This is a genomic window from Faecalicatena contorta, from assembly GCF_022835095.1.
GTDB lineage: Bacteria > Bacillota > Clostridia > Lachnospirales > Lachnospiraceae > Faecalicatena > Faecalicatena contorta.
In genome coordinates, this window is the sequence record NZ_BQNQ01000001.1 from 1,068,141 (window position 1) to 1,084,500 (window position 16,360).

Annotated in this window: 14 protein-coding genes; 9 read left to right on the forward strand and 5 right to left on the reverse strand. The window is 47.0% G+C overall.

Translation table 11 applies throughout. From position 1 onward, the window contains the following. Positions 1–58: 58 nt before the first annotated feature. Together MWG26_RS04855 and MWG26_RS04860 are read right to left on the reverse strand one after the other, a co-directional pair. On the reverse strand, positions 59–244 hold the full coding sequence (locus MWG26_RS04855) for a ferredoxin (protein WP_025654939.1): 186 nt from the start codon (positions 242–244) through the stop codon (positions 59–61). 131 nt (positions 245–375) lie between these two features. Further along, complete coding sequence (locus MWG26_RS04860) at positions 376–522, reverse strand: hypothetical protein (protein WP_244062700.1); 147 nt, start codon at positions 520–522, stop codon at positions 376–378. Between the two features lie 163 nt (positions 523–685). On the opposite strand from MWG26_RS04860, the gene MWG26_RS04865 reads away from it, so the two are divergent. The 9 genes from MWG26_RS04865 to MWG26_RS04905 all read left to right on the forward strand — a co-directional run bounded on the left by MWG26_RS04865 (position 686) and on the right by MWG26_RS04905 (position 13,395). After that, the gene (locus tag MWG26_RS04865) at positions 686–1,561 is read left to right on the forward strand and encodes a carbohydrate ABC transporter permease (RefSeq protein WP_025654940.1); all 876 of its coding nucleotides are present in this window, start codon (positions 686–688) and stop codon (positions 1,559–1,561) included. After that, the gene (locus MWG26_RS04870) at positions 1,561–2,394 is read left to right on the forward strand and encodes a carbohydrate ABC transporter permease (RefSeq protein ID WP_025654941.1); all 834 of its coding nucleotides are present in this window, start codon (positions 1,561–1,563) and stop codon (positions 2,392–2,394) included. Before MWG26_RS04865 ends, MWG26_RS04870 begins: the two co-directional genes overlap by 1 nt. A 177-nt stretch (positions 2,395–2,571) precedes the next feature. Next, on the forward strand, positions 2,572–4,350 hold the full coding sequence (locus tag MWG26_RS04875; RefSeq protein WP_025654942.1) for a sensor histidine kinase: 1,779 nt from the start codon (positions 2,572–2,574) through the stop codon (positions 4,348–4,350). Between the two features lie 12 nt (positions 4,351–4,362). Next, positions 4,363–5,889 carry a response regulator transcription factor gene (locus tag MWG26_RS04880; RefSeq protein WP_117441037.1) on the forward strand — a complete coding sequence of 509 codons (1,527 nt, stop codon included), beginning with the start codon at positions 4,363–4,365 and terminating at the stop codon, positions 5,887–5,889. Continuing rightward, a complete protein-coding gene (locus tag MWG26_RS04885; protein ID WP_025654944.1) occupies positions 5,886–6,650 on the forward strand; it encodes an amidohydrolase family protein in 765 nt (254 codons plus the stop codon). The genes MWG26_RS04880 and MWG26_RS04885 overlap by 4 nt, the downstream gene beginning before the upstream one ends. 143 nt (positions 6,651–6,793) lie before the next feature. Further along, on the forward strand, positions 6,794–8,134 hold the full coding sequence (locus tag MWG26_RS04890; protein ID WP_240285635.1) for an ABC transporter substrate-binding protein: 1,341 nt from the start codon (positions 6,794–6,796) through the stop codon (positions 8,132–8,134). A gap of 117 nt (positions 8,135–8,251) precedes the next feature. After that, on the forward strand, positions 8,252–11,503 hold the full coding sequence (locus MWG26_RS04895; protein WP_025654946.1) for a hypothetical protein: 3,252 nt from the start codon (positions 8,252–8,254) through the stop codon (positions 11,501–11,503). Positions 11,504–11,506: 3 nt separating this feature from the next. Continuing rightward, positions 11,507–12,442, forward strand: a complete 936-nt coding sequence (locus MWG26_RS04900; RefSeq protein WP_025654947.1) for a dihydrodipicolinate synthase family protein — start codon at positions 11,507–11,509, stop codon at positions 12,440–12,442. Then, positions 12,439–13,395, forward strand: a complete 957-nt coding sequence (locus MWG26_RS04905) for a phosphoglycerate dehydrogenase (RefSeq protein ID WP_025654948.1) — start codon at positions 12,439–12,441, stop codon at positions 13,393–13,395. Before MWG26_RS04900 ends, MWG26_RS04905 begins: the two co-directional genes overlap by 4 nt. 347 nt (positions 13,396–13,742) lie before the next feature. Here MWG26_RS04905 and MWG26_RS04910 read toward each other — a convergent pair whose 3' ends face one another. Genes MWG26_RS04910 through rpe form a run of 3 tightly spaced genes read right to left on the reverse strand, consistent with a single transcriptional unit; the run spans position 13,743 to position 16,166 of the window. After that, the gene (locus tag MWG26_RS04910; protein WP_025654949.1) at positions 13,743–14,681 is read right to left on the reverse strand and encodes a transketolase family protein; all 939 of its coding nucleotides are present in this window, start codon (positions 14,679–14,681) and stop codon (positions 13,743–13,745) included. Beyond that, the gene (locus tag MWG26_RS04915; RefSeq protein ID WP_025654950.1) at positions 14,669–15,508 is read right to left on the reverse strand and encodes a transketolase; all 840 of its coding nucleotides are present in this window, start codon (positions 15,506–15,508) and stop codon (positions 14,669–14,671) included. Before MWG26_RS04915 ends, MWG26_RS04910 begins: the two co-directional genes overlap by 13 nt. Beyond that, positions 15,501–16,166: a ribulose-phosphate 3-epimerase gene (gene rpe / locus MWG26_RS04920; RefSeq protein WP_025654951.1), complete on the reverse strand. Its 666-nt coding sequence runs from the start codon at positions 16,164–16,166 to the stop codon at positions 15,501–15,503. The genes MWG26_RS04915 and rpe overlap by 8 nt, the downstream gene beginning before the upstream one ends. Between the last annotated feature and the right edge of the window lie 194 nt (positions 16,167–16,360).

A 16,360-nucleotide genomic window follows, 5' to 3' on the forward strand; every position in this document is an offset into this window, starting at 1 on the left:
GTATCCAGGAGATGCCTGTTCCAATTCCACACAGCGTCCCCTCTGCCAAACTCCCCCCCTAATCAACCTTGATTACGCTGACGGGGCAGTTTTCTGCTGCTTCTTCTGCGGTATCTTCTGCTTCCGGGGTTATTTCGCTGTAGACTTCTGCCAGGCCATCATCTGCCATGCGGAATACTTCCGGGCAGGTAGCGGCACAGAGTCCGCATGATATACATCCTTCTCTGTCAATTTCTGCTTTCATGTAAATAAGGCTCCTTTCATTGTCAGTCTGCATGGCGCCCTCTGGAATTAATGGTGGGGTGGTCCAGCGGACGTGCATGAATATAGTATTGCCTTGTTATTGGAAGTAATACAGTGTTTGCAGGAAAATTATTACAGAGAAGTGCGGTTTTTGGATACCATCCGGTATGCGGAATTTTTTAACGTTTTTATGATAAATGGTAAGCGGATTCCACGGACAATAATTTCTTCTACAATACCCCTGGCGGACATATCATAATAAAATAATTCATCAAACATCCCCAAATCTTTGGACAGGCGTCCCCCTCTTCCACAAAAAGTTACTTACTTGAAAAGAAAAAGTTACTTCCCCTATGCTAGGATTATCTTACAAAAGGTTACTGCAAATGAAAAGTTCATATACAATGCGGGCCATAATTTATAGAGGAAGGGGTTACAAGAGGTGAAAAGAAAAACAAACAGAACTTTATATTATTTTCTCATACCGGCGCTTTTATTGTACGTGATTTTTTGGGTGCTGCCGGTTCTGATGTCATTTTTTTACGGCCTTACGGATTGGTCAGGAGTGGGGGATTACAATTTCGTGGGGCTTAAGAATTTTAAGTACTTATTAAAAGACGGAACGCTGATCAATACGTTGAAAAATACTGGGGTTTATACGGTTTTTACGGTAGTGTTCGGCAATGTCCTGGCGTTAACGCTGGCATTTATCCTGAACATGAAGATGCGCATGAAGGGGGCCTTCCGGACGGTGTTCTACATACCGGCGTTATTTAGTACGGTGGTTGTAGCTTTTATATGGAGTTATGTTTACGCACCATATTATGGAATGATTTACAATGTTTTTGATATCTTCGGAGCAGCGGAAGCTGCACCAAATCTGCTGGGAAGTACAAAGACGGCACTGATTGCCTGTGCATTTGTGGAACAGTGGAAGACCTCCGGAACCATGACCCTGATCTATCTGGCGGGACTTCAGAACCTTCCGGGCGAAGTAATTGAATCCTGTAAGATTGACGGCTGCAAATGGCATCAGGAAATGTTCCGTGTGAAGATTCCTATGCTGGCGAATACGATTGCTGTTAATGTGATGCTTGGGCTGATCAACGGATTTAAATCTTTCGACTATGTATTTACATTGACGGGAGGCGGACCGGGTTCCTCAACGAGCACTTTGATGTACAGTGTCTACAAACTGGCATTTGTGGAATATCAGTACGGCCTGGCGGAAGCGCTGGCGGCCTCGGCATTTATCCTGATTCTGGTAATATCGTGCGTGGTTCTGTTTTTCTTTAAGAAGAGGGAGGTGGAAGCATAATGAAAAAGTCCGTAAAAAAAGAAATTATATTCAGCATTATTATAGTAATCTTCTTTGCCGTCATGTTGTCCCCGCTTTTAATAGCACTGTCCGGATCTTTCCGTTCACCGGATAATGGAACCTCTTTTTTACAGCTGTTCAATGAGTTTTCTCTGGAGAGTTACAAAGAAGCCTTTGAGAAGATGCATTATTTCCGTTCCCTGAAGAACAGCGTGATTACGACCTTCAGCAGTGTGGCAATCCTGCTTGTAGTGGCGGCTCTGGCTGGATATGCATTGGCACGTCTTAAGACGAGAATGGGAGGTTTTTTGCAGATCTTCTTCCTTGCAGGGATGATGATTTCCGCGCAGATGTCGATTATACCGATTTATAATATCATGCGCTATTTTAAGATCAATAACAGCTACATAGCGCCGATCGTAATGTACGTCACCATTTCGATACCATTTTCCATCTTTGTTTATACTAATTTCGTGAAATCGGGTGTGCCTGTAGCCCTGGAGGAAGCTGCCAGAATCGATGGAGCAGGCAGACTGGGAACATTTTTTAAGATCGTAATACCTCTGACCAAACCGGTTTTGGCATCTATTATTATTACCCAGGGTGTGCCGATCTGGAATGACTTTTTCTTATCTATGCTGTTTTTATCCTCGTCCACGAAAAAGACGCTGCCTCTGGTTATGCTGTCTTTCCTCGGGGATATGCAGAAACCGACGCAGTGGACCATGCTGTTTGCCGCATGTTTCCTGAGCGCTCTTCCGATGCTGCTTGCCTACGCTTTCCTGCAAAAACAGTTTGTGGGTGGCCTGACGGTGGGCGCGGTGAAAGGGTAATACTGCGGCCTGGCAGAAGATGAGGCCTGCCAACAGAATGGCAGGAGGGGAGCGGAAACAGAGTTAGGGTATGGAAATAAAGTAAGGATATGGAAACATTGATGAGCAGTGCAGTGTTTTCCGCCGCGTGTACACATGCTACAATAGGGGCATGGTGAATTCCCGGAGGTATAAAAAATGAAAAAAAGTCTAAAAACAAAATTTACGCTGGGGCTGCTGTGTGTTTCTATCATACCCGTCCTGATCCTGTTTTATCTGCACATCAAGAGTTTTTATAAGTTCTACGATGAGAGGACAAGCATCATTGCATCCGGCGAGATGGAAAAGGCGGTTTATCAGATAGATTCCGCCTTTCAGGAGGTGGACGAGCTGGTTGCCTCTCTGATTCACAGCAGATACGATAACAAATACTGCATACAGTCTATTGCAGGCATGGAATATGCGGATACAGATATAACCGCTATGCAGAGGCTTACGAACTACAGGGAGTTTATCTATATTTGCAGCAACCTGATCTGTAATAATAAATATGTGGAAGGGGTATATCTGTTCACTGAGAGCGGATATACCTATTCTTATACAAAGACAAAAGAGTTCTATCTGGAGAAGGATTACCAGGAAAGCAGCTGGTACAGACAGATGTGTGATGAAAATCTTTATCAGCTTGTTACCTTTTGGGACTCCCCCAGTAAACGGGTGACAGAAAAAAATATACTGGAGGTCCGTCCGGTTGCAGATGAAAGAGGAAGGAAGACAGGATATATAGCCGTTGTCTGTAACAATAACATGATGGAAGAGATAGACAGTGATTCTGCGCTGGACAACGAAGCCGTGATTCTCGACGGCGGGGGTGGGTTTCTGTACAGAATTATGGGGGATATGGATTTGACTGCGGCGGAGAAGGAGCGGATCAGAAATGAAGACAAAGGGATTATTGGTATTAAAGACGGCGGTATCATTTTCCATACACTGAGTTTAAATAACTGGAAGATTGTTTCCAGATATGGTGTAGACGAGCTGAGTGAGTTGTATCAAAAAAATATTATGAATCTGGTGATGCTGCTCCTGATCTGTGTCGGTTTTATTATTGCTTCTGTTTTTGTAATTGGCAGGCATTTTATAGAACCAATCGTGAAATTATCGGCCATGATGCTGAAGGTACCGGACGAGGAGCCTGTTTTATCCCCGGCCTTGCAGAAAAGGGATGATGAGATTGGAATTCTTTATAACAAATTCCAGCTGATGGTCATTAAGATTAATGAGCTGATCCAGGAGCAGTATGTCAGCCAGATCAATCTGCTGCGTGAAAAACTAAACGGCCTGATGTCCCAGATTAATTCGCATTTTCTCTTTAATACACTGGAAAATATCAACTGCCTTGCGGATCTGGACGGGAACCGTAAGATTGCGATGATGTCAAAATCGCTGGGAGATATGCTGCATTACAGTATGGAATTCGAGAGGACAGAGGAGACCTTGGAGGCGGAGATGGAAAATATCCGGAAATACGTAGAGATCCAGGAGATCCGCTTTGATAATAAGATTCATGTTATAGAAGAAATACCGGATGAACTGCGGACATCCAGGGTATTGAAGTTTATGCTTCAGCCGCTGGTAGAGAACTCTATTGAACACGGTCTGATCGGTGAGGAGGATGTATGGTGGATCAGAATCCAGGCATGGGCAGAACAGAAGAAGCTTTGCATCCGTGTAGAAAATGCCGGCATGTATATTACACCGGAAGAACTGGAGGAAATCCGGGGCAACATTACCAGGGATAAAATCCGGGAGGCTGCGGAAGCTGAAGAGCTGAAGCGAAGGAGAAACAGTATCGGCCTTGTCAATATCCAACGGAGGATCAAGCTGGTGTATTCGGACAGATACGGACTGGAAATTTATAACAGGGAAAGCGGCGGCCTGGAAGTATTGATCCGCCTGCCGCTTCAAACGGAATAAGGTGGTGGTCTGATGTATTCTTATATAGTAATCGATGATGAAGTAATTATCCGTAAAGGGCTGATTAAGAAGATCAGCGACATAAAAGACAGCAATTACGAATGTGTGGGCGAGGCTGAAAACGGGCTGCGAGGTTTGGAACTGGTAAAAGAGAAGAACCCGGATATTATTATTACGGATATGAAAATGAACAAAATGGACGGGGTGCAGTTTCTCGAGACACTAAAAGACAGCAGGCTGAAACAGCCTGTGATTGTCATCAGCAGCTTTAAGGATTTTGAGTACATGCATAAGGCAATTGAATCCAGGGTGATCGGATATGTGCTGAAACCATTTTCATCGGAAGAGATCGGTAAACAGCTGGAAAAAGCCGTAAAGGAGATCGAGAGCCGCTGCCAGTTAGAAACAATCGAAGCAAAAATACAGTTGCTGGAGCAGGAGGACAAAAACCGGGCCCTCCAGGATTTAATTATGGGAAATCCGGACGGCCTGGCTTTGAATGAGGCGGATTACCCGGTATGTCTTTATGCCCGGCTGGTTTCTGTGAACCATAAAATCATAGGCGCCTACGAAACCTGTTTTTCCATTTGCCAGGAGCATGCACAGAGTATGCGGTGGGCGGTTATAAAAAATACGGTACAGAAATCTCAGTTTTTTATACTTTTATACACTGAAAAGGAGCGGGAGAGCTATCTGAGGCTGAAAACCAACCAGATTGTGAAGTCCCTTGCGGATAACTTCCAGGAAGAAGAAATGGTCTGTGTAATCAGCAGAACCACGAGAAGTATTCACAAATTAAATTCTCTCAGAAAAGACAATGACAAAGCGCTGCACACATTGCTTCCTGGTGTTAAGAGGAGAATTCTGAATTCCGGGGAACCGGTTGAGAGCAGGATGATTTATTCGGCGGAGTGTATGGACAGCTGGTTCGGCAGAATGAAGTACGATCCGGCAGAGGTGACGGCTGTGATGGACAGCTTTTTTGATAATATTGACATTACACAGTTTACAATGGGAGACGTGCGCAAGACATGCGGATACATGGTGAAAAAGGTGAATGAATATGCAGAAGAGCAGAGTATAGAAAAAGATGATATCATGAGATATTTTGACACCAGATATCTGTTTGATGAGAATCTGGACAGAATGAAACGGGAGAATGCAGGTTATATCACACTGATTTTCCAGTCTGTCGATGGGAGAGAAGAACGCGGGCAGGATTTATTCGAAATGATCGACAGTTACATTCACAAAAATTATAACAAAAAGATAACGCTGTCCATGATAGCGGAAAGTATCTATGCCAATCCGGCCATTTGCCGGAATATACTTAGGGAGAAGGGCATCAGCTTTAATGAATATCTTACAGAGATTAGAATTGAGCATGCAAAACTGCTACTTACGGATTCGGATGCCGGCATTGAATATATTTCCAGTGAGATCGGATACACGAATCCAAAGTATTTTTTTAAGGTATTTAAAAAGTCTGTGGGTGAGACTCCGCAGGAATACAGGAAGAACAGGAGGGGAAGCTCTTGATATTGGATGCACACTCCCATTTGGGGGAGGACGTAATATTCGACTGCAGGCATACGGAAGAAGACCTGCTGGAGAATAACCAGAAATACGGAATTGCGGGCGGAATCGTACAGCCTTTCATCGGCAGGCCATATATGGAGGTCACAAGGCAGTACCATGACAGAATAGGACAGTTATGCCGGAACAACAGGAATTATTGGGGGATGGCTTCGATAAATCCTCATTTCAGGCACGAAGAATATGCAAAAGAAGCCAGACGCTGTATAGAGAAATTGGGATTCATTGGCCTGAAGCTCACACCGGTCAGCCATGCAGTGAACCCGGAGTCCAGGGACGGGCTGTTTGTTTTTGAGACGGCCAGGAAACTGGGGGTGCCGGTTATGGTACACACAGGGTATGGAATTCCCTTTGCCGACCCGGAAAAATTAAGAAAAGCGGCCGGGTTATATCCGGATGTGAAAATGGTGATTGCCCATCTGGGCAGCAGTTTTTATGCGTCCCAGGCAATTCATCTGGCGCAGGAGTATGAGCAGGTCTACCTGGAACCAAGCGGCTGCGGGATTGGGGAGACCTACGAGGCGCTTCGCGCGCTGGATGGGAAAAAAGTGATGTTTTCCTCGGATTCCCCTCTTCAGATTCCGACCGAGCTTGCCAAGTACCGCACGATACTGGAGAGGCATCCGGAATGGGAGGAAGATATCTTCTGGCGGACTGCCTGCGGAGTATTTGGCATCCGGCCGGAGGGATGCACTGCACAGTAAAAAAGTTACTCAGATTCATCAAAAAAGTTACCGGTCCCGTGCTAGGATAAACTTAACAAAAGTTACCTGCAGATGTAACAGTTCAGACAAGCTTGAACTGTTACCTGCGGATAGCTGAATATAAAATGAAAGGGAGAAATCGAATGAGGAAAAAGCTAGTCAGTTGTTTATTAGTATTGAGTATGGTAGGAACGGCCTTCTTAACAGGCTGTTCAGGAAACGAAAAGAAAGAGGATGCGGGGGACAGTCAAGAGACCGAAAAGACAGAGCAGGCTTCTTCAGGCACAGATCCGGCATTCACCTACGACGGGGATGACGTAACCCTTAACTTTATGTTTATAACGGGCGGGGAAAACGAATTTTATAATAAGACACTTCCTGAGATGGTAAATAAGCAGTTCCCGAATATTGAAATTGAGGTGGAGGAGCTCCCGAGCGATAACTATAAATCTACAATCCAGATGAAGTTTGCAAGCGGCGAGGGCCCGGATATGTTTGAGTGGTGGCCGGATAAGCAGGCGGAACCTTTAGTAGAGGCGGGCTACTGCCTGGATCTGAGCGACTTAGAATGTATCGGGGATTTCAGGGAAGATATGGTGGAGTCCTTTACATTTGACGACAAGAATTACGCAGTCCCTTTGGGATCCAGTTTCCTGACAACCTGGTATAACCAGGAGCTTTTCAAAGAAGCAGGGATATCGGAGGTACCGATGAACTGGGAGGAATTTATTGCGTGCTGTGACGCATTAAAAGCGAAAGGTATCACGCCAATTGTTATGGGTGATAAGGATGCATATGTGATCCAGTTCGGCACATACATGATGGGGGCATCCTGCATTTACAATGAAAACCCTGACTTTGATGACCAGCTTTATACAGGAGAGACAAAGTTTACAGATGCCGGATGGGTTGAAACGATTGAAAAATACCAGTATTTGTATGACAAAGGATACGTGATGGCGGATACGCTGGGGCTGTCCCATGATCAGGCAAGACAGGCATTTATCGATGGCAGAGCGGCAATGACATTTGACGGAAGTTTTGGCTGGGAGGCGCTGATGGCAGATGGCGCGTCAGAATTTGATAGAGGTATATTTATGCTTCCATCTAACGAGAAGGACGAGGAGCTTGTATACAACCTGACTCCGGCAGAAGGAATCTTTGCTGGCGCCAACGAAGGCCATGAGGATGCGGTAAAGGCAGTGATGAGCTACTGGTTTACAGAAGGCACCCCTCTGTTCGAGGCATGGGCAGAGTCAAACGATAACATTCCTGTACACAATAGCCTCTCTGACGAACGTGAAATGATACAGGAATATATGACAAGATACGACGGTCTTTCCACCATTTACAATCTGAACAATGCATGGCCGAGCGGTGTCAGTGATGAACTAACAGCCAAATTCCAGGAAGTGATTGCAGGAGAGGCTGACGCGGCGGACGTTACCAAGGCTATGGAGTCCAAATTTGAGCAGGTAAAATAAAAGACTGGAATGGGCGTGTCATATTGCAGCAATGAATTCTCAAGCATGCTCTAATACGAGGAGGACGTCCCAAAAGATCTTGAGACGCCCTCCTTTATAAAATGGCGAGGTATGGAAATGCTTTATAGTAGATCAATTGAAGATACACTGGATCCGGAATTATTCGAAAATCCTCCTGCGCAGTACCGTGGGGCCCCTTTCTGGGCATGGAACTGCAGGCTGGATAAGGATGTTCTCCTTTCCCAGATCAGCCAGTTCGGAGAAATGGGAATGGGAGGCGCACATATTCACTGCCGGGTAGGGCTGGATACCCCCTATCTGGGAGAAGCGTTTTTTGATGCGGTATCGGCCTGCAAAGATAAGATGAAACAGGAAGGGCTTCTGTGCTGGCTGTACGATGAAGACCGCTGGCCTTCCGGTACGGCAGGGGGAATCGTTACAAGAGAAGAAAAGTACCGCATGCGTTTTCTTGTTTTCGAGCCTTACGAGATGGAGGAAGAGCAGCAGGACGGGTATATGGCTGCAGCAAAGGCGGTCAGGAGCCGAAAGCGGAAACTGCTGGGATATTACAGGATCACACTGGACTCCAAGGGAATGCTGGAATCTTATGAATGTGTGGAAGACTCTGCAGGCGGGGAAATCTGGTGTGCATGGCTGGAAGTTTCCGGAAATACCCCCTGGTTTAATAATCAGTCCTACGTAAATACGCTGGACAAGTCAGCCATCGACAGATTCCTGGAAGTTACCCATGAAGAATATTACCGGCGCTTCCAGGATGACTTTGGGACGGTGATACCGGCCATATTTACGGATGAACCGCAGACTGCACACAAAGAAAGACTGGAAGATCCCTTTCAGAAAAAAGCGGTCATCCTGCCTTTCACAGATGACTTTGAGGAAACATTTAAGAAAGAATACGGGATCTCCATATTGGCAGGTCTTCCGGAACTAATCTGGGAGAAAAAAAGTAATGGTTACTCTCAAATCCGGTATCTCTATCACCGTCATGTATGTGAACGGTTCTCGGAAGCGTTCGGGGATCGTGTGGGGGAATGGTGCCGGAATCATGGAATCGCGCTGACCGGACATATGATGAATGAATGGACTCTGCATTCACAGACCATGGCAGTGGGAGAGGCCATGCGCCCTATGATGAATTTCGGGATACCGGGAATCGATATGCTGTGCGACAGACGAGAACTTTCCACGGCAAAGCAGGCCCAGAGCGTAGCCCGGCAGATGGGGCGCAGGGGGGTGATGAGTGAGATCTACGGGGTGACCGGGTGGACTTTCGATTTCCGAAACCATAAACTGGCCGGAGACTGGCAGGCGGCGCTGGGGGTGACATTGAGAGTTCCCCATCTGACATGGGTTTCCATGGAAGGGGAGGCAAAGCGAGATTATCCGGCAAGTATTGGATATCAGTCTCCGTGGTACAAAGAATACCGCGAACTTGAGAATCATTTTGCAAGGTTAAATACGGCATTGACCAGGGGAAAAGCAAAGGTAAGAGTCGGCGTCATACACCCCATTGAGTCCTACTGGATCTACTGGGGATGCCAATCCCACAATGCGGATGTCCGCGAGACGCTCGACACACAATTTGAAAACCTTATATCGTGGCTGCTGTACGGACTGATAGATTTTGATTTTATTTCGGAGTCCATGCTGGAGGATCTTGACGGGCAGTTAAGAGATGCTGCTGAGGCAAAAGACGGTGAGCAGATTATAGAGACTGCAGATATTTACAGCCATACTTTCCATGGAGGCTGTCATGCAGCAAACTTTCAGGTTGGAGAAGCCGCATATGAGGTGATCGTGGTGCCAGGTTGCGTAACATTGCGGGAGCATACCTATAAAAGACTGCAGAAATTCCATTCTCAGGGTGGCAGAATTCTTTTTCTGGGAACTGCGCCCTCCTGTATGGAAGGAAGAGAATCTGTGGACATCCGACGGCTGGCGGAAGAATGCGGAGTCATTCCCTTTCAGCGGGAAAGCCTTCTGAATTCCCTGGAGCCCTGCCGCGACATTGATATGTTTACAGAAAATGCAGAGGGGTCAGACCCCTCCAGGATGAAACACCGGGAAAATCAGAAGCGGGCAAAAAACATGTTTTACCAGATGCGTGTGGACAAGGGTGCCGAATGGCTGTTTCTATGTCATGTCAACAAACCGGCAAACGAAGATATTACTTATACCGAAAGACTGACAATTGAGATAAAGGGAGAGTACCGCCCCAGTTTGTATGACACGGTAAGCGGGAATATCACGGAGTGCGCAGCCTGCTATGAAAACGGAAAAACGATGATAACAGCGTATGTTTCAGCCCATGACAGCCTTCTATACCGGTTGGCGCCGGGAAGATACATGGAGGCAGGCGCGGCGGAGACACCCTCATTCCTGAAAAATAAGTGCGGTATCTGGCCTGATGAGGCAAAGAAACTGCTTCCGGAGCCGGAGCATTTTTCATTGGAAGAAGAAAACTGCTGTCTACTTGACCTGGCTGAGTATGCATTTGACGAGGGGGAATGGCAGCCAGAGGAGGAACTGCTCCGGGCCGACAACCGCTTCCGGAAGGCGCTGGGCTATCCACTCCGCATGGAGGCTCTGGCGCAGCCATGGCTGAAGCAGGAGGAAGACGAAGAAGTTCACAGACTGAGGCTGCGTTTCCGGATAGATACAGAGATTGCGATAGAGGATGTATATCTGGCACTGGAGCATCCGGAAAAAGTACAGATCTACTTGAATGGAAACCTGTGCGGCAATGAAGAACGGGGCTGGTACGTGGATCAGAGCATCCGCAGGATCTATCTTGGCCGAATACAAAAAGGAAAAAACCTTCTGGAGCTGTATATGCCCTTTGGCGAGAAAACAAATGTAGAATGGTGCTGGCTTCTGGGGCGGTTTGGCGTAAAGGTGTCAGGAAGGAAAAAACGGCTGACGGCATATCCGGGAGTAATATATTATGGGGATTATGTAACACAGGGCCTGCCTTTTTATGCAGGGAATCTTGTCTATGAAACCTCTGTGGAGACAGAAGCGGGAGAGTTATGGACAGAGATTTCGAGATACCGAGGCGCACTTCTGCAGATTAAAGTAGATGGAAAGAAAAAAGGAAACCTGATATATGCACCTTACAGGATGAACCTGGGAAAGGTCAGAGCAGGGAAGCATAAGATATGCATCCGGGTGTTTGGAAACCGAGCCAATGCATTTGGCCCGGTACATAACGCAGACCGGACAGAAACGTGGTACGGTCCGAATCTGTGGAGGACCCGTGGAAATAAATGGACATATGAATACCGGCTGGAGGAGATGGGCGTTCTGTCGGCTCCGCTGTACTGGCTGGTAAAAGATGAGGAGGAATAGAAAATGAACAAGAAATTTCCAGATGGAGTGTATCCTGTGATGCTGACTCCGTTTACAGAAGAGAACAAAGTAGATTATGAGTCACTGGGGAGGCTGGTAGAATGGTATATCGCCAGCGGTGCGGCAGGCCTGTTTGCAGACTGCCAGTCCAGCGAAATGTTTTTCCTGTCTCTGGAAGAACGAGTGGAGATTGCGCGTTTTGTCAAAGAAAAAGCAGCGGGCAGGGTGCCGGTGGTGGCATCCGGCCATATATCCGATACCATAGAGGCGCAGGCAGAGGAGCTTAACAGGATCGCAGAGACAGGCGTGGATGCGGTTATCCTGCTGACAAACCGTCTTGCTGCGGAGGAGGAGAACGATAAAGTATGGCTTGAAAACCTCAAAAAACTGCTGGAAAAACTGCCGGTAGATATGGCGCTCGGATTCTACGAATGCCCATACCCGTACAAACGGATTATCTCACCCGAACTTCTGAAATGGTGTGCAGACAGCGGAAGGTTCTACTTTATCAAAGACACAAGCTGCGATAAGGAAATCATCAGAAAGAAGTTGGAGGCCGTGAAGGGCAGCAGCTTGAAACTGTTCAATGCCAACTCGTCCACACTGCTGGAAACGCTGCAGATGGGGGCAAGCGGATTCAGCGGAGTTATGGCCAACTTCCATTTGGATCTGTATGCATGGCTTTGCGGCAATTATGAAACGAACCCGGAGAAATCCAGGGAAATCGCCGATTTTCTTACAACCGCCTCTTTGATAGAACGCCAGGTCTACCCGGTGAATGCGAAATATTGCCAGAAGCTGCTCGGAAACTTTACCTCTATACATACAAGAACAAAGGACGCCTCTCTTCTGAATGTAACGGCAATATCAGAGACAGAGCAGCTCATGCGCCTGACGGATTATATCAGGCGGAGTATATTGGGGGAGGAGCAGAGATGAAAGTATTAGTAACAGCAACCAATTATTCGAGGTATTGCCGGCCCGGAAAACAGATTCTGGAGGAAGCGGGCTGTGAGATTATAGAAAACCCCCATGGAAGGCCGTACACTTCTGAAGAATTGAAAGCCATAGTGGGGGATGTGGACGGGGTCATTGCAGGAGTGGACACATGGAATGAAGAAATCTTTCAGCTTGCTCCACGCCTAAAGGTATTAGCCCGGTTCGGAGTCGGCGTGGACAACTTTGACCTGGAGGCAGCGAAAAAACATGGGATTACCGTTTGCAATTGTCCGGGAATTAATTCTTCGGCCGTAGCGGAACAGGCCATGGCGCTGATGCTGGCGCTGCTCAGACGGGTTCCTGAGCTAAATAAATCTATCAGGAGTGGAGAATGGACCCGCCCCATGTTCCACGAAATGAAGAGCAGGACTGTCGGCTTCCTGGGGTTTGGAGCAATTGCAAGAAGTACAGCAGAAAAGCTTGGAGGTTTCCATCCGTCAATGCTGGCGTATGATAAATATCCAAACGTTGAGGCGGCTGAAAAGCTCGGCGTAAAAATAGCTACTCTGGACAGAGTACTGGCTGAATCAGATATCCTGTCCATACATCTGCCGGCTGCGGAGGATACGTTTCATCTGATCGGAGAAGAAAATATCAAAAAAATGAAAGACGGCGTACTCATTGTGAATACCGCAAGAGGCAGCATCGTAGATGAAAAAGCCGTGGCAGATGCAATGAAGAGCGGGAAAATCGGAGGATTGGCAACAGATGTGTTTGAAAGCGAGCCGGTAGACCTGCAGAATCCGCTCTTTGGATTCGACAACTATATCGCAGGCCCCCATATAGCGGCTGAGACATATGAAAACTGTGAAGAGACATCGATCATGACCGCAGAGTCAGTCCTAAAAGTTTTTCGGGGGGAAGCACCGCATAATCGAATGATATGCGGCTAAGATCCTTAGGGTACAGAATAATGCCTGTAGATAACTACATTGTTCTGTATCTTGTTGATAAGGATAAAACAGAGATTCAAATAGATGGAATATTCTACAGCAAATATAATGATAGAAATGACAGGTAAGACTAGAGCGTGTCTGAAAATTTACTGCCGTAATATCCCCTAAAGCGGGACGACATCTTACGGCAAGATATTTTCAGACACGCTCTGGTACATCCAAAAAGGTGCTTTGAAGTGTGAGGGAGCACCCGGGCCAGCGGATTTCCCGCCCAAAATAAAATGCGTACGCATCCAACCTTGCATTAGTTTGCGGCTTAGTGCAATTTGTTACGTGTTTTGTTTTTAAAGAGAACTCTTTACCTTCGTATAGATCCCGTCGGCATCAAGCCCATATTTTGCAAGCAGTTTTACCGCTGGGCCAGATTCCCCAAACACATCGTTCGTACCTATTTTTAGTACACTGGCGGGATAGTTTTCGCTCAGGCAGTCGCATACCGCGCTTCCAAGCCCACCGATGACGGAATGTTCCTCTACTGTGACGATCTTACCGGTTTCCTTTGCAGCTTTGATGACAAGTTCTTCATCCAGGGGCTTAATTGTGTGGATATTGATGACCCTGGCCTGAACACCTTCCTGGGAGAGTCTTTCAGCGGCTTCAAGTGCAGCAGAGACGCACAGTCCGGTAGCGATGATGGTGACATCCCGGCCGTCCCTTAGTGTGATTCCTTTTCCAAGTTCAAATTTGTAGTCAGGCCTGTCATTAATTACGGGGACTGCCAGGCGTCCGAAGCGGAGATATACGGGACCTTCGTATTCATAAGCGGCCTTTACGGCGGCGCGGGCTTCTATGTCGTCGGCCGGATTGATCACAACCATACCCGGGATCGCCCTCATTAGCGCGATATCCTCATTACATTGATGAGTGGCGCCGTCTTCTCCTACGGAAATGCCTGCATGGGTGGCGCCGATCTTGACGTTCAGGTGCGGGTAGCCCACGGAGTTTCTCACCTGCTCAAAGGCACGGCCTGCCGCGAACATGGCAAAGGAGCTTGCAAACGGTACTTTTCCGGCAGCAGCAAGACCTGCGGCCACACCGATCATATTACCTTCCGCAATCCCACAGTCGATAAATCTTTCAGGGAAAGCTTTTTTAAAAATGCTTGTCTTAGTTGCGGCAGCAAGATCTGCATCTAAAACTATGATTTCGTTATGTTCTTTGCCGAGTTCAACTAGTGCGTTTCCATAACTTTCTCGGGTAGCGATTTTCTTTACTTCTGACATAATGTCTCACCTGCCTTTTCTAATTCTTCCATCGCCATTGCGTATTGTTCATCGTTTGGTGCGGTTCCGTGCCAGGAAGCCTGATTTTCCATAAAGGAAACGCCTTTTCCTTTTATGGTTTTCATAACGATTGCGGTTGGCATTCCCTTGATAGTCTTAGCCTCATCAAAAGCAGCTTTCAACTGGTCGAAATCATTGCCGTCGGCTACGTTGATTACATGGAAATTAAAGGATTCAAATTTCTTATCAATGGGATACGGAGAGCATACATCATCGATTGCCCCGTCAATCTGAAGGCCGTTGTTATCGACGATTACGACCAGATTATCCAGCTTATGGTGTCCCGCCAGCATGGCAGCCTCCCATACCTGGCCTTCCTGAATCTCTCCGTCACCCAGCAGTGTATAAATGCGGTAAGACGCATTGCTTAATTTTGCCGCAAGTGCCATGCCAACGGCAGCGGATACGCCCTGCCCCAGGGAACCGCTGGACATATCCACTCCGGGGATGTGTTTCATATCCGGATGTCCCTGTAAGATCGAGCCGATCTGCCGGAGTGTGTTAAGTGTGGTTACCGGAAAATATCCTCTGTGTGCGAGGGTGGCATACAGGCCCGGAGCCGTGTGCCCTTTGGAAAGAACAAAACGGTCCCGGTTCGGCTCCTTTGGATTCTCGGGATCAATGTTCATCTCTTCAAAGTATAAATAGGTAAACAGGTCTGCGGCAGAAAGAGACCCGCCCGGATGGCCTGCTTTCGCACTGTGAACAGAAGTGACGATACCCTTGCGCACTTCGTTTGCGATCTGCTGGAGTTTTTGTTTATTCATGAGTTGCCTCCTTAAATTTTTTATAAAAATTCTCAATATTCATGGAAATATCTTCGTTGAATACTGAGGAGCCGGCCACAATTACGTTTGCACCGGCTTGTATGACCTCTTTTACATTGTCCAGTTTGATGCCCCCGTCAACTTCAATATCTACGGAAAGCCCCATCTCATTGATCATGCTGCGGAGCCGCGCTATCTTGGGCAGCACATTGGGGATAAAGGCAGCGCCGCCGAATCCTGGGTTTACAGTCATAAGAAGCACCATATCCACATCTTCCAGTACATATTCTATAGAAGAAAGAGGGGTAGCCGGATTCAGGACAACACCGGCTTTTATTCCGTGATTTTTAATGGCCTGGATGGTGCGGTGCAGATGGCGGCATGCCTCTGCGTGCACGGTAATAATGTCGGCGCCGGCCCTTACAAAGTCGTCTATATAGCGGTAAGGCTCCTCGATCATCAAATGGACATCAAAAGGTTTGTCGGTATATCTTCGTATAGACTGGATGACGGGCAGGCCGAGTGAAATATTGGGTACAAACATACCATCCATAACGTCGATATGTATATAATCTGCGGGAGAGAGATGTAGGACCGTGATCTCTTTCCTGAGTTCTGCAAAATCAGCAGAAAGAATTGAAGGTGCTAATTTTATCATGAGTTATCTCCCCGGTTTTCTTATTTTTAGTTAGAAAATGCCGCAAAATTGCTGAAGTATTATCTTGTGTAATCGTTTAGAAAGGTCTGCGCATTTACTGCGCAGACCGTACGAAAACATAGTAGCTGCAGTCATCCAGCCTGTCGCCGTGGGCGAATTACAATGGGCTGGATGTGCAACAGTTCAGGCTTGCA

Excerpts from the sequence above, each read along its gene's own strand:
- MWG26_RS04915 (WP_025654950.1), bottom strand. The coding sequence starts at position 15,508 with ATGAATAAACAAAAACTCCAGCAGATCGCAAACGAAGTGCGCAAGGGT.
- MWG26_RS04895 (WP_025654946.1), top strand. The coding sequence starts at position 8,252 with ATGCTTTATAGTAGATCAATTGAAGATACACTGGATCCGGAATTATTC.
- MWG26_RS04890 (WP_240285635.1), top strand. The coding sequence starts at position 6,794 with ATGAGGAAAAAGCTAGTCAGTTGTTTATTAGTATTGAGTATGGTAGGA.
- MWG26_RS04900 (WP_025654947.1), top strand. The coding sequence starts at position 11,507 with ATGAACAAGAAATTTCCAGATGGAGTGTATCCTGTGATGCTGACTCCG.
- MWG26_RS04880 (WP_117441037.1), top strand. The coding sequence starts at position 4,363 with ATGTATTCTTATATAGTAATCGATGATGAAGTAATTATCCGTAAAGGG.
- MWG26_RS04875 (WP_025654942.1), top strand. The coding sequence starts at position 2,572 with ATGAAAAAAAGTCTAAAAACAAAATTTACGCTGGGGCTGCTGTGTGTT.
- MWG26_RS04860 (WP_244062700.1), bottom strand. The coding sequence starts at position 522 with ATGTTTGATGAATTATTTTATTATGATATGTCCGCCAGGGGTATTGTA.
- MWG26_RS04910 (WP_025654949.1), bottom strand. The coding sequence starts at position 14,681 with ATGTCAGAAGTAAAGAAAATCGCTACCCGAGAAAGTTATGGAAACGCA.
- MWG26_RS04870 (WP_025654941.1), top strand. The coding sequence starts at position 1,561 with ATGAAAAAGTCCGTAAAAAAAGAAATTATATTCAGCATTATTATAGTA.
- MWG26_RS04905 (WP_025654948.1), top strand. The coding sequence starts at position 12,439 with ATGAAAGTATTAGTAACAGCAACCAATTATTCGAGGTATTGCCGGCCC.
- MWG26_RS04855 (WP_025654939.1), bottom strand. The coding sequence starts at position 244 with ATGAAAGCAGAAATTGACAGAGAAGGATGTATATCATGCGGACTCTGT.
- rpe (WP_025654951.1), bottom strand. The coding sequence starts at position 16,166 with ATGATAAAATTAGCACCTTCAATTCTTTCTGCTGATTTTGCAGAACTC.